This window comes from Acinetobacter sp. V102_4 (assembly GCF_031799005.1).
Classification (GTDB): domain Bacteria; phylum Pseudomonadota; class Gammaproteobacteria; order Pseudomonadales; family Moraxellaceae; genus Acinetobacter; species Acinetobacter calcoaceticus.
Map to the genome: position 1 here is coordinate 232705 of NZ_JAVQNR010000052.1, position 13163 is coordinate 245867.

The 13163-nt window shown below is 39.4% G+C and carries 17 protein-coding genes and 1 pseudogene; 9 read left to right on the forward strand and 9 right to left on the reverse strand.

What is annotated here, in order from left to right; translation table 11 throughout:
• Window positions 1-6: 6 nt before the first annotated feature.
• From RMB13_RS19675 to msrA, 5 genes and pseudogenes are all read left to right on the forward strand, one after another.
• A pseudogene (locus tag RMB13_RS19675) lies at window positions 7-376 on the forward strand (hypothetical protein); the annotation flags it as partial.
• Between the two features lie 161 nt (window positions 377-537).
• Entirely contained in the window at window positions 538-1380 is an 843-nt protein-coding gene (thyA, locus tag RMB13_RS19680) for a thymidylate synthase (RefSeq protein ID WP_311086130.1), read from the forward strand.
• A 44-nt stretch (window positions 1381-1424) separates the two neighbouring features.
• A complete protein-coding gene (locus RMB13_RS19685; RefSeq protein ID WP_003654807.1) occupies window positions 1425-1934 on the forward strand; it encodes a dihydrofolate reductase in 510 nt (169 codons plus the stop codon).
• Between the two features lie 14 nt (window positions 1935-1948).
• A complete protein-coding gene (locus RMB13_RS19690; RefSeq protein WP_311086131.1) occupies window positions 1949-3004 on the forward strand; it encodes a DUF4105 domain-containing protein in 1056 nt (351 codons plus the stop codon).
• 95 nt (window positions 3005-3099) lie between these two features.
• On the forward strand, window positions 3100-3624 hold the full coding sequence (gene msrA, locus RMB13_RS19695) for a peptide-methionine (S)-S-oxide reductase MsrA (RefSeq protein ID WP_005036987.1): 525 nt from the start codon (window positions 3100-3102) through the stop codon (window positions 3622-3624).
• Between the two features lie 57 nt (window positions 3625-3681).
• On the opposite strand, the gene RMB13_RS19700 is transcribed toward msrA, so the two are convergent.
• The 5 genes from RMB13_RS19700 to RMB13_RS19720 all read right to left on the reverse strand — a co-directional run bounded on the left by RMB13_RS19700 (window position 3682) and on the right by RMB13_RS19720 (window position 7518).
• Window positions 3682-4086: a biopolymer transporter ExbD gene (locus RMB13_RS19700; protein WP_003654800.1), complete on the reverse strand. Its 405-nt coding sequence runs from the start codon at window positions 4084-4086 to the stop codon at window positions 3682-3684.
• Window positions 4086-4706 carry a MotA/TolQ/ExbB proton channel family protein gene (locus RMB13_RS19705; RefSeq protein ID WP_004641039.1) on the reverse strand — a complete coding sequence of 207 codons (621 nt, stop codon included), beginning with the start codon at window positions 4704-4706 and terminating at the stop codon, window positions 4086-4088. The genes RMB13_RS19700 and RMB13_RS19705 overlap by 1 nt, the downstream gene beginning before the upstream one ends.
• Window positions 4707-4749: 43 nt before the next feature.
• Complete coding sequence (locus RMB13_RS19710; protein WP_311086132.1) at window positions 4750-5505, reverse strand: TonB family protein; 756 nt, start codon at window positions 5503-5505, stop codon at window positions 4750-4752.
• Between the two features lie 381 nt (window positions 5506-5886).
• Window positions 5887-6750 carry a formyltetrahydrofolate deformylase gene (purU, locus tag RMB13_RS19715; RefSeq protein ID WP_004641036.1) on the reverse strand — a complete coding sequence of 288 codons (864 nt, stop codon included), beginning with the start codon at window positions 6748-6750 and terminating at the stop codon, window positions 5887-5889.
• 75 nt (window positions 6751-6825) lie between these two features.
• Window positions 6826-7518: a TetR/AcrR family transcriptional regulator gene (locus RMB13_RS19720; protein WP_003654791.1), complete on the reverse strand. Its 693-nt coding sequence runs from the start codon at window positions 7516-7518 to the stop codon at window positions 6826-6828.
• 112 nt (window positions 7519-7630) lie between these two features.
• On the opposite strand from RMB13_RS19720, the gene RMB13_RS19725 reads away from it, so the two are divergent.
• The 4 genes from RMB13_RS19725 to RMB13_RS19740 all read left to right on the forward strand — a co-directional run bounded on the left by RMB13_RS19725 (window position 7631) and on the right by RMB13_RS19740 (window position 11511).
• On the forward strand, window positions 7631-9079 hold the full coding sequence (locus tag RMB13_RS19725; RefSeq protein ID WP_311086133.1) for a coniferyl aldehyde dehydrogenase: 1449 nt from the start codon (window positions 7631-7633) through the stop codon (window positions 9077-9079).
• A gap of 167 nt (window positions 9080-9246) precedes the next feature.
• A complete protein-coding gene (gene rpmB, locus RMB13_RS19730) occupies window positions 9247-9483 on the forward strand; it encodes a 50S ribosomal protein L28 (protein WP_000048256.1) in 237 nt (78 codons plus the stop codon).
• Between the two features lie 12 nt (window positions 9484-9495).
• Window positions 9496-9651: a 50S ribosomal protein L33 gene (rpmG, locus tag RMB13_RS19735; RefSeq protein WP_003654787.1), complete on the forward strand. Its 156-nt coding sequence runs from the start codon at window positions 9496-9498 to the stop codon at window positions 9649-9651.
• Window positions 9652-9801: 150 nt separating this feature from the next.
• A complete protein-coding gene (locus tag RMB13_RS19740) occupies window positions 9802-11511 on the forward strand; it encodes a cation:proton antiporter (RefSeq protein ID WP_311086134.1) in 1710 nt (569 codons plus the stop codon).
• 36 nt (window positions 11512-11547) lie between these two features.
• Here RMB13_RS19740 and RMB13_RS19745 read toward each other — a convergent pair whose 3' ends face one another.
• The 4 genes from RMB13_RS19745 to RMB13_RS19760 all read right to left on the reverse strand — a co-directional run bounded on the left by RMB13_RS19745 (window position 11548) and on the right by RMB13_RS19760 (window position 13135).
• Window positions 11548-11826, reverse strand: coding sequence for a hypothetical protein (locus RMB13_RS19745; RefSeq protein ID WP_003654767.1), 279 nt, complete (start codon window positions 11824-11826; stop codon window positions 11548-11550).
• 112 nt (window positions 11827-11938) lie between these two features.
• On the reverse strand, window positions 11939-12442 hold the full coding sequence (locus tag RMB13_RS19750; protein WP_003654765.1) for a DUF6586 family protein: 504 nt from the start codon (window positions 12440-12442) through the stop codon (window positions 11939-11941).
• Window positions 12443-12523: 81 nt separating this feature from the next.
• Window positions 12524-12886: an ASCH domain-containing protein gene (locus RMB13_RS19755; protein ID WP_311086135.1), complete on the reverse strand. Its 363-nt coding sequence runs from the start codon at window positions 12884-12886 to the stop codon at window positions 12524-12526.
• 9 nt (window positions 12887-12895) lie between these two features.
• Window positions 12896-13135: an RNA-binding protein gene (locus RMB13_RS19760; RefSeq protein ID WP_003654760.1), complete on the reverse strand. Its 240-nt coding sequence runs from the start codon at window positions 13133-13135 to the stop codon at window positions 12896-12898.
• Window positions 13136-13163 lie beyond the last annotated feature (28 nt).

The following is a 13163-nucleotide window of genomic DNA, read 5'->3' on the forward strand; positions in this document are numbered from 1 at the left end:
GTTTTCATGTTGGCTTATTGGTACAACGCTCCGCGCCATATCAAACTCATCTTCATTGTTGCCGTTTGTGTGGCAGTTTACATAGCTAATCAAGTTCAGCCCCTATCTCCTATCTATACTGTACTCAGCCTTATTTTCGGTTTTGGTTTACATGTTGGACATTACTTAAATAGCAAAATTTCAAATAACAAATCATATAAATCGAGCTTTAGACTTTTAAGCAGCATCTATCCTATTTTTATCGTTGTTATTTTGATGTATCTGCTTCCTGCTCAGCATAAATGGATTCTTGCGATACAAGCTTTAGGCTTTGTACTGGTTGGCTTCTTTCTTGTTTCGATTTATCAAAATCGCGCCAAGCGATTTGACTAATTACGTCCATTGAAATGCCATAGAACCATTTTTAGATTTTCATCTTGAGCTACAACAGGTATCATCTTCAGTGGTTCATGATGAAGCAGCTCTATTGCGTAATTATTTATCATTGAGCTATCTCCCCCTTTTATTTTATGGAATTAATCCGAACTCGAGAGTGTTATGCGTGCATATTTAGACCTTCTACAACATATCCTTGATAATGGCGGTGACAAAGGCGACCGTACAGGCACAGGAACCCGTTCTGTATTTGGTCATCAAATGCGTTTTGATCTCTCTAAAGGTTTTCCTTTACTCACCACAAAAAAAGTTCACTTCCGTTCTATTGTGATTGAGTTACTTTGGTTTTTAAAAGGCGACACCAATGTCCAATATCTAAAAGATAATAAAGTATCAATTTGGGATGAATGGGCAACAGCAGAACAAACTGCCCGTTTTGGCCGCCCAGAACATGAACTTGGACCGGTGTATGGTCATCAATGGCGTAATTTCGGCGCAACCAAAAATGCCGATGGTACTTATAACCAAGATGGTTTTGACCAAATTAAATGGTTAATTAATGAAATCAAAACCAATCCGAATTCACGCCGTTTAATTATTTCCGGCTGGAATCCAAACGAAGCTGGACAAGTGGCTTTACCACCTTGCCATACACTTTTTCAATTTTTCGTACAAAATAACAAATTGTCATGCCAGCTTTATCAACGTAGTGCAGACGTGTTTTTAGGCGTGCCTTTTAACATTGCCAGTTATGCTCTACTCACCCATATGATTGCTCAAGTGTGCGGTTTAGGAGTAGGTGACTTTGTTTGGACAGGCGGTGATACGCATCTTTATGTCAATCATTTTGAACAAGCACAACTTCAATTGACACGTGAACCTTTACCACTCTGCCAATTGAAACTGAATCCAGAAGTAAAAGACTTATTTGATTTCAAATTTGAAGATGTTGAAATTGTAGGTTATGAGTCACATCCTGCAATTAAAGCACCAGTTGCAGTATAACGACGACTCAAATTTCATTAGATTACGGTTTAGAGAATAAGATTATGGCATGGCAAAATGTAGAAGTTGTTCACGTTGTGGCAATGGACAAAAACCACTGTATTGGTAAAGGCAATGCGTTGCCATGGCATATTTCTGCCGACTTAAAACACTTTAAAGAAATCACCCAAGGCGGTGTAGTCGTGATGGGCCGTAAAACCCTTGAGTCTATGGGGCGTGCTCTACCCAACCGTGTGAACTGGGTGATTACCCGTGACATTAACTGGCAATTTGACGGTGTTAAAGTTGCCTATTCAATTGAAGATGCTTTAAATGCAGCTTTAGAAGATGTGAAAAATACTGAAAAGCAGGCACTGTTCATTATTGGTGGTGGTGAGATATTCAAGCAGACTTTGTCGATTGCAGACCGTCTTGAACTCACTCATGTTGACTTAGATGTGCAAGGTGATGCACATTATCCAACAATACCGAGTGAATTTCATAAAACTGCGAGTGAACAGCAAGTTGATGAAAAATCAGGAACTTCATTCGAGTTTGCTACTTATAAAAAATAATTCTATGGATGCCTATGCACAATATCGGAACACGTGAATTTATTACTGCCCTACTTTTGGGGCTATTACATAGTCTATTCACGCTGTTTATTGTGCTCTCTAGCATTTGGGTATGTGTAGCGCTCTGGGTTCAACAACCTTTTGGCTGGTTAGGCAGCCGCATACTTATTGGTATCTGGATTGCTTTTGCGCTCAGTATGGCTGGCTTATATGTTGAAGGCCATATTATTAGCCGCCGTATAGACATCCTAATCTATCTTCTCGCGTTTGCTTGTTCTCTCGTTTGGTATTTTTCAATTACTGCACGTCAAGACCGCGACTGGAACCCTGAAGTTGCCAATATGCTGAGCTACGAAAAGCATGGCGATGTGATTACCCTGCATAATGTTCGTAACTTCAACTGGCATCCCGATGGAACCTATGATGTTCGGTGGGAAACTCGAACCTTTGATCTTAACCAGTTGAATGGCATAAACATTATTGCCTCTTACTGGATGGGACCACAAATTGCCCATACATTGGTCAGCTTTGAATTTACCAATCAGCAACCTTTAGTGTTCTCAATCGAGATTCGTAAAGAAAAAACCGAAGAATTTTCGGCAATTGGTGGTTTTTTTAGAAAATATGAACTTAGCTTAATTGCTTCTGATGAAAAAGATATTGTCTATACGCGTAGTAACATCCGCAAAGAGCAAGTTTATAATTTTCCTATCAACATGCCACGTCGCGAGCAAAAGGCTTTATTTTTAGAATATCTAAAGAAATCCGATGAACTTCGTGCAGAACCAAAGTGGTACAACACCCTCACTAGTAACTGCACCACCTTAATTTTTGATATGGTTCAAGCGATTAATCCCTATCAACTTCCTAAAGATTACCGTCTAATCGCTTCAGGTTACTTACCTAATTATTTATATGATCTTAAAGCACTTAATCAAACTATCAGTTTAAAACAGTGGTATCAAATTGCACACATCAACCCACGTACTGAAAATTTTGAACAGCTTTCAGATCAGAGTAGCGAACATTTCTCTCAAATCGTTCGACAAGGTTTACCAAAACCGAAATAAGTAATGCACTTTTCTTTACTTTTTTATACATGCTTTACTTTGTATTTTAAATACATAAACCCTATTGTAATAGGCAGGAAATAGAGGAAAAAACAATGCAACAGGCATTATTTGGCGGCGGCTGTTTTTGGTGCGTCGAAGCTGTATTTTTACAAATACGCGGTGTAGAAAAAGTAACTAGTGGTTACGCAGGTGGGCACACGACTAATCCTACCTACGAGCAAGTCTGCCAAGGAGATACTCAGCATGCTGAGGTGATCTTAGTAGATTTTGATGAAGAGCAAGTAACATACTCCCAGTTACTCGATGTATTCTTCGCGACTCACGATCCAACGACTTTAAATCGCCAAGGTAATGATATCGGCACGCAATATCGCTCTGTTATTTACTATTATAATGAAGAGCAAAAGCAGGCAGCGGAACATACGATTCAAACGCTAAAAGATGATGATCTTGATATTGTGACTGAGTTGTCTCCTGTTCCGACGTTCTATCCAGCCGAAGAATATCATCAGAATTACTATGCAAAGAATCCTTCACAAGGTTATTGCAACTTTGCGATTCCACCTAAGTTGCTCAAGCTATATAGTAAATTCCAGCACCTTATGAAAGATCAATAAATTAGAGCAATAAAAAAGCAACCAATGAGGTTGCTTTTTTATTGAGTAAACTAAATTTTAGTTTTCACTGACAAAGGCAATATCGCTCAGTCCGGCTTCACTTGCGCGAGACATTACCTGTGCAACAGTATCGTACTTCGACTCTTTATCAGCACGAAGTTGAACTGTTGGTTTAACATCGCCTTGACCCGCTTCTTGAAAACGTTTTTGAAGCTCATCTAGGCTAATTACTTGAGTATCCCAAGCCACTTCACCATTTGCATTAATACTAATCGTAATTGCTTTTGGTGGTGGATCAATAATTTCAGCAGTTGTTTTAGGAAGCGTTAATGGAATCGATGGGTTGGCAACTGTTGCTGTGACCAAAAAGATGATCATTAACACCAACATAATGTCGATTAGCGGAATGAGGTTCATCTCATTTATGCCACTATCGTGGTCTTCACCCAATTGAAAAGCCATTAAGCTTGACCTCCAACATAACTTTGCTGTGCAGTTTTAACATCAGACTTTACAGTAGAATCTTGCTGCAACATCGTGTCAATTAATAAGCTGTGTGCTTGATCTTGTAAATCATGAGCAAGGCCACGGTTAGCGCGTACACAGATGTTATAAGCCAATACCGCAGGAATCGCAACTGCAAGACCAAGGCCTGTCATAATAAGTGCTTCACCTACTGGTGTAGCCACTTGAGCCAAACCTGCTTGTCCACTTTTACCTACTGCAACAAGTGCATGGAAAATACCCCATACCGTACCAAACAAACCAACGAATGGTGCAATTGAAGCAATTGTTCCTAAAACAGAAATACCTTTCTCAGCATTGACTTTTTCAGCAGAAATTTGACGAAGTAGCGCCTGCTCTGCAACCGCTTTACGTTGCTCAAAACTTAATGGTTGTAACTTTGCTTTTAGCGAAGTGATAGCCTGAGAAAGTTGAGCATAAGCTTGTTGCTTTAATTGGCGAGTCCCCATCAAACGTAAGATGAAAACTGTCCAGGTAGCAATCGACATTGCCAATAAGATGAAATACAGGGTTTTACTCACTGCATCTGCATGTTGCCAATAGATTGAAAAGTTCATATTGAACTCCTGATTAAGGTTAGCCGTTGGGACTCAAATTCATTTAAGGGGTTAAATCAAAAGGTTGCTCTGCTTTAATTGGGTAAGCAACCCCGTTTTCCATATAAGGTTTAAATTTCGCACCGCGAACAGCACGGACAACTTTGTCATCTAGACTTGAAATACCACTACTTCTGGTCACTCGCACATTAATAATCTTGCCTTTTTCATCGGCTTCAATCAGTACCATGATAGAGCGTGCTTCGCCTTGTAAATCTTTTGAAGAAACTGTTAATCGTGGTGAACGACTCCATTGCACACCCGAACCACCAATCGAAACTCGTTTTGGTGATGGATCTGGAGCAGGTTGAGCTTTAGGCGCTTCCTGTACTACTGGTTTTGGTTTTTCAACGACTTTTTCAGTAACAGTAGTCGTCGTTGTCACCACTTTGGTTTCAACTTTAGGTTCTGTCTTTACTGTTTCTTTTGGTGTCTCAGCCTTTTTCACCTGTTGAATCTTTTCCACTTTTTTCGGTGGAGTCACAGGTTTTTCAACAACTTTAACTTCTTTTACCTCTTTTTTAGGTTCCGTTTTTTTTGGCGGTTCCTTTGGCTTAGGAGGTAATGGTTTTGGTTGCTCTTGAATTTTTACGAAACGTACCTGTAAAGGTTTCTTCTCGATTGGCTTTAACTCAGCAGGCTTAATATGGCTGACTGCCCATAAAACCCCGATATGACCAATTGCAACTGCAATTAGTGCTGTGATGACTTTCTTTTTCATCGGATTGGGAGAGTTTAAGGCTGCGGAAGATTGACTCATAAGAATCTAATTACCTAATGGATGATGATTTCAGCTTTCTATTTATAGAAACGATTTCAAACATCGGATAGAACAATAAAGTGCCACAATAATAAATGAGAAGTGTTTTCATTTGCAACTATTTTTTGAGAAAATCATCTGTGCTATGTCACCCATTTGTATCTATTAAGTGTCTTTGCTTTAGTTTTCTCATAGTTACATCAGTGTTGATCACTTGCTCATCATTCACTTAATCAAACTTATATTGCTTGAATAACTTCATATTGAACAAAACCAATGCTATCACAAACCAACTCAATTATTGATATGTTATATTATTTCATTAATATTTTAAATATAAAAAAACACGCATAAAGCGTGCTTTTTTAAGATAGCGGTTATTTAAAAAACAACAGTCTTATTACCATCAACAATAATACGGTCTTCTAAATGCCACTTCACTGCGCGAGCCAATACATTACGCTCTACATCTTCACCAAGCTCACGTAATTGCTCAACATTATAGTCATGACTCACACGCTCAACGTCTTGCTCAATAATTGGACCTTGATCAAGATCAGCAGTAACATAGTGAGCTGTCGCACCAATCAACTTCACACCTTTTTCATAAGCTTGCTTATATGGGTTAGCCCCCACAAAAGCTGGCAAGAAAGAATGGTGAATATTGATGATTTTCATTTCCCATTTCGCAACAAAATCTTCGCTTAAAATCTGCATGTAACGTGCAAGAACTAATAAATCGTTGCCTTGCATCATTTCATCAATTTGCGCATAAGCTTCAGCTTTATTGTCTTTAGTGACTTTAATTACAGAAAATGGAATACCGAAGTTTTCGACAGATTCACGTAAATCTTCATGATTTGAAATGACATGAGTAATTTCACAAGGTAACGAACCGCGTGCATGACGCCATAACAACTCAAGCAATGCATGGTCAACTTTAGAAACTAAAATACCAACTTTTTTAACATCGCCTACGAAAGCAAGACGCCATTGCATGCTATAACGCTCCGCAACGTTCGCAGCAAAAGTTTGAATTAAGGCATCTTTACGCGACTGTAAATGATCAAGTTCAAATTCAACACGCATGAAATAACGTCCGCCCTGAGCTTCCGTCGCATACTGATCAAGCGCGGTAATGTTTGCACCTTGGTGATACAAAAAGCTCGATACCGCTTGTACGATCCCTGGCTTGTCTTCACAAGTAATCAGTAAACGGGCTGTATTGGCAGTGGTCATATTCATTTGGTTAATATCACTTAATTGAGATAAATTTTTTAATAGGCCGAGTATTCTAGCGCCCTAAATAAACAAGCACAACTATTCGTCTTTTAAGGACGATAAGCTAGCAAATAGATCTGAAGGGCCAAGAGATTCAAGCAACTGCTCATAAGTTGCTCGGCTTTCACCCATAAGATAAGGCCCTTCAAGGAAAACCATTTGGCGTAATGCTTGCCAAACCCATTTTTCTTCTAGATGGTTATTGTCACTGATATGACCAGACATATATAAAAAGTTTGTCCAGTTTGTTAATACAATCCAGAGGTTAATAATGAGTGCTTCAATTTCTGACGCTGTCATTTTCATAAGACCAGCATCCACAAAGGCTTGATAAATTCTTTGCCCCTGTTGCATGACTTGCCCTGCAAAACGTGGATAAATCTTTTTAAAGTCTTCGTTACTTTCAACTAAATGATAAACATCGCGATGAATAAAACGGTAACTCCATAACTGGCCACTGAGCACTTGAAAATAGTTGATTTTATCATTAGTCGTTAATGGTCTATCGTCAGGTAAAGAAAGTACTTCCAAAGTCTCGGCCTGATATTGATACATCAATTCCTTAATAATTTCATGCTTGTTCCGGAAATGATAATACAAGTTCCCGGGACTGATACCTAACTCCGCAGCAATATGATTGGTTGTAACCGACCGTTCACCTCGCTCGTTAAAAAGCTGCAAACTGATTTGTAAAATCCGGTCTTTTGTCTTCAGAGCTTTAGGTTGAGACATTTTAATAACCTTTAATAATTCAAATGGTTAAGACTTGAACACATAAACTGACTTGACTATTTAGAGTATTTACTCTAAAAAATAAACATATCAATGTATTTGGTAAGTACCGATGAACAGTCAAACAAAAACAAATCCAGAGACTCAGCTTCCTTATGATGTTAAGCATTTACATGACTTGCTTGAACATCAAAAGCTTGCTTATTTACGTCATCCGGTACCCACTGCTAAAGAGCGTATTGATCGTTTAGCTCGTCTTAAAAGAGTCTTGGTAAAATATCAAGATCAGATTGCCGACGCAATTAACCTTGATTATGGCAATCGTGCAGTTATGGAAACAAAAATTGGTGAGTTACTCACCAGTTTGGAACAAATCAAATATTACAGCAAACATCTGACAGCGTGGATGAAACCTTCAAAACGCCATATCAGTGTATTACATCAACCAGCAAAAGGTTGGGTACAATATCAACCTATGGGTGTAATTGGTATTATTACACCATGGAACTACCCATTGCTGCTTTCAGTTGGACCATTAATCTGTGCGTTGGCAGCGGGCAACCATGCCATGATCAAGATTTCTAGTGCCTCTCCAAATTTTGGGCGAGTCCTTGAAAGTGTATTAGCAGAAGCATTCCCACAAGAATTAGTTGCTGTAGTAAATGGTGGTGGCGTTATTTCAGATGCTTTTAGTCATTTGCCTTTTGACAAAATGATTTTCACAGGCTCAACTTCTGTTGGTAAAACAGTGATGGCAGCCGCAGCTCAAAACCTAGTTCCAGTGATTCTTGAGTTAGGCGGAAAATCTCCTGCACTTGTGCATGTATCTATGGATATGAAAGATGTGGCTCAACGTATTGCTGTAGGTAAATTATGGAATGCAGGACAAACTTGTGTTGCACCTGACCATATTTTCTTACCGCGCGGAAAAACTGCTGAGTTCATCGAAAACTTTAAATTGATTGTGGCTGGTATGTACCCACATTTCCGCAATAATCAAGATTACACTTCTATTATTAATGACAAGCAATACAACCGTATTCAGGGTTACCTTGAAAATGCCCGCGATCAAGGTGCTCGTATTGTGGAAATTAACCCACAAAATGAAATTTTAGATGATGTCCGTAAAATTGCACCGACTTTAGTTACAGGCGTAACAACTGCAATGGATATTATGCAAAATGAAATTTTTGGTCCCGTTCTACCAATTTTAGAATATGATCAAATAGAAGAAGTCATCGAATTTATTAATAGTCGTCCACGTCCTTTAGCCATGTATTATTTCGACTATGATCAGGCGCGTGCTGATTATGTTGCGCAGCACACCCACTCAGGACATTTCGGAATCAACATGGTCATTACCCATGTGGCTCAGGATGATTTACCCTTTGGAGGAATTGGCGCATCAGGTATGGGTAAATATCACGGACCAGAGGGCTTTTTCAGTCTTTCTCATGAACGTTCGGTGATGTCAAATCCAAAACTTTATAGTCTTAAATACATTCTTCCACCGTTCAATAAGCCCATTCATCGTTTCATTTCGAAAACCTTGTTGCGCTAACTGATCAAGGCATGATCTGTTATACTAAATCATGCCTCGTTTTTACCAATTCCGCTTGTCTTTTAATCGTATTTTTGGTATAAAACGCCCCTTGAATGAATTCATCCGTTTACATTTAGTATGACTGGCCACAGATTTGCTGTTGGCTGAATCAATGGAGTTACACCATGTCTAAGGTTTGCCAAGTTACCGGCAAGCGTCCAGTCGTTGGTAACAACGTCTCACACGCCAACAACAAAACCAAGCGCCGGTTCGAGCCGAACCTGCACCACCACCGTTTCTGGTTAGAAAGCGAAAAACGTTTTGTACGTCTTCGTTTAACCACTAAAGGTATGCGTATTATTGACAAATTGGGTATCGAAAAGGTTGTTGCAGACCTTCGTGCTCAAGGTCAAAAGATCTAAGGAGTCTGAACAATGCGTGATAAGATTCGTCTCGTTTCTACAGCTGGTACAGGTTATTTCTATACCACGACTAAAAACAAACGTACTATGCCGGAAAAAATGGAAATCAAAAAATTTGATCCAAAAATCCGTCAACACGTGATTTTCAAAGAAGCTAAAATCAAATAATTTTAGCCTCGAAAAAAACGACTTCACAATGAGGTCGTTTTTTTTTGCATTTTTTTTATACCTGGCTTTTTTTTGTTAAACTTTCCACATATTTCGCCTTGGCATTTTTTATGCTTGTCTTTAGCCTAACTCACGTAAAAGGAGTTTTTAGTGCCGCATGACGTAGATTTAATTGTTTTACTTGCTGTTGGTTTCGGTGTTGCCCTCTTCTTTGGTTATCTTGCAGCCCGATTACGACTTCCCCCTCTTATCGGCTATTTAATTGCCGGAATTATTATTAGTCCAAATACACCCGGCATAGAAGCTGATATGCATCTTGCTAACCAGCTTGCAGAACTCGGGGTCATGTTCCTGATGTTTGGTGTAGGTATGCACTTTTCATTAAATGACCTATTGCTCGTTCGCCGTATTGCTGTACCAGGCGCGATTTTACAAATTGCGGTCGCCACTCTATTGGGAGTTGGCGTATCCATGCTATGGGGCTGGAGCTTTGGTTCTGCACTCGTTTTTGGCTTAAGTCTGTCATGTGCGAGTACTGTTGTATTATTAAAAGCTTTAGGAGACCGAGGTCTTTTAGATTCAGTTAACGGCAAAATTGCTGTAGGTTGGCTGTTAGTCGAAGATTTAGTCATGGTACTTGTTTTAGTACTCCTTCCGGCTACAGCAGTTTTACTCGGTGGGAAAGCACCAGAAGGTGCAGATAGTAATATCTGGCTAACCCTTGGGCTCACTTTATTAAAAGTAGTTGGCTTTATTGCCTTTATGCTGATTGTAGGTAAACGCGTTGTTCCTATCATCATGCAGTTTGTTGCTCGTTTAGGTTCAAGAGAGTTATTTACCCTGACCGTTGTTGCGGCTGCTGTTTCAATCGCCTATGGGTCTTATGCCATTTTTGGGGTTTCAATGGCATTAGGGGCTTTCTTTGCGGGGATGGTTGTTAAAGAGTCAGACTTTAGCCACCGCGCAGAAGAAGAAACGCTTCCACTACGTGAAATTTTCTCAATTCTGTTTTTTGTCTCTGTGGGAATGCTTTTTGACCCACATATTCTTGTTGAACGTCCGCTACATATTTTGGCCGTTATCGCCATTATTATGGTAGGTAAAACACTTGCTGCAATGGCTTTGGTTTTATTCTTTCGCTATCCACTTAATACAGCCCTTACAGTTGGCGCGAGTTTGGCCCAAATTGGTGAGTTCTCATTTATTTTAGCGACTCTCGGTGTCTCCTTAGGTTTATTAACTTTAGAAGCACAAAACCTAATTCTGGCCGGTGCTTTATTTTCAATTACGCTGAACTCTTTTATATTCTCTGCAATTGAACCAGTACAACGCTGGATTCGTGAGCGCTCTCACTTAGCTCGTCTTCTTGAGCGTAGTGGTGACCCATTAGCAATGTTACCTGATGAAGTCGATCAAGCTTACTTACGCGATCAAGTCGTCATTGTAGGATATGGCGGTGTGGGACGACGTATCACTGAAAATTTAATTAACGAGAATATTAAGGTCGTTATTGCAGAAGAAAATCGTGAAATCGTAGAAAAGCTACGTCATTCGAATATTGCAGCTGTCAGTGGTGTTGCAACTGAGCCAAGTGTTTTAATTCAAGCACATATCATGCATGCACGGCTCTTGGTGATTTCACCTATGGATATTCTAGATATTCACCGTATTGTGGCGATTGCTAAGCAATTAAACCCTCAAATTCAGGTGTTAATTTGCGCAGAAAGTAAAGAAGAAGCGGCTATCATTCGAGATGAGAATATTGGTGAAGTGTTCTATGCTAAAGAGGAAATGGCAAAGAATATGAGCCATCATATAGTAAATCAGATCGAGCTTGCCCATCAGTCAACTATTCATTAACTGATATAAAAAGCGTACTCAAGAGTACGCTTTTTATTAGCTCAAGAATTTAGGCTGTTCGTCTACTACCTCAGCCTGCCACTCATTTACCTGCTTCTCAAGCAGTCCAAACAATGCAGCCTGAATCATATGTTGGGCAACCACAGGTGTTTGTTCACCTAAGATTGCTTTTACTTCATCGCTAAATTGAATTTTGACCAAGGGTTCATTCTCAGAACCGGCATTACGCAAGGCAAGTTCACCACCTTCAAGTTGGACTAATTCCAACACTGCTTCTTGATTTCCAAATAACTCTTTCAATTGCTGTATAGACATATACTTCCTCCATGTTTCAACATGGTGGCAAAGCACCCTTGCACTTTGCATCTCTTGTCTTATTTATATAGGCACATCCACACCAAATTTCAAGCACTAGGGCAGTTTAATTTTAGAACTCGACCATTTCATTACGAAAACCATCAATTAAATGGGTTAATTCTCGATGCCATTCGCGCAAAATTTTGACATCAGGCAACCAAGATTGAGGACCTTGAGTTACTTTGATAATCAGGTTAGAGGATGTCTCTTCTTCAGGGGTCGGCTCTTTTGGTTCCGGCGCATATTGGCACATACGATAAGCTCGCTTTAACTCAGCAACGAAACCATCTTTTGCCAATTGCTGCAAAACAGAGACTTCAGGAGAAACCTGACCTTTTGCCGCCATATGTTCCTCAATAGATTTTAAGGTAGGTTGTAAATCATTTAAACGATAATAACGTACCAATTCTTGCAAGAAAGCTAACATTGCACCATGTAGGTGAAATACAGCTGCTTCACGGTGAGCTTGTATCTGCTGCACATGATCGGTCTGTTCAGCCTGTTGACACGCTAAGCGCGCAAAATAGAGCTTCTGATTGGTACGATCGGCATGATAACGAGCAACACGTGACATAACTAAACTTTCCTGTTTTAAAATCGCTATTGCAACAGCTAATCTTTAGCTTAACGACTCCATTAATAAAATCAACGTTATTTATGGTAAATCCAGCTCAACTTGATAAATTTTACGTTTAGCTAAAGTTTTTAAAGGCTGCTTTATAGGACGAACATTACTTAAAACCCAAGCAAAATATCCCTCACTCCAAGCAGTTGCACATGCTGGCTCAATTTCATCATTTCGCCAAGCATGAATAGAGTCGACATCAACCAAAGCGACAGCAACTCCCTCTTCTTCATCAGTATCTTTAACCAAAAACTTTTGGTTCTCGACAATTAATAGATCTTTGATTGGCAGTTTTGTAGGTACCCATGAACGCAATTCAAGTGTTTTTATACCTTCAGCGATACGAGTACCATTTGGCGCGACAATCGAAAGAGCTAAAAACTGTCTTTTCACAACAAAGACTTACTCTTCAGCTGCTTTAACGCGAATTCCATTGCCTTTAACTTTAAGCAGGTTTAAGCCTTTAATGGCCTTAATTGCTTCACGTGGGTTAGGCATTTCAACAAAACCAAAACCTTTCGATTTACCTGTGTCTTTATCAGTAACAAGAACACACGTTTCAACTTTACCAAATGCTTTGAATAACTCTAAAATTTCAGTTTCACTCACAGCACGATCTAAATTACGAACTAATATCTTCATTTTCTAACCTTAATTGGCAATTAAAGGG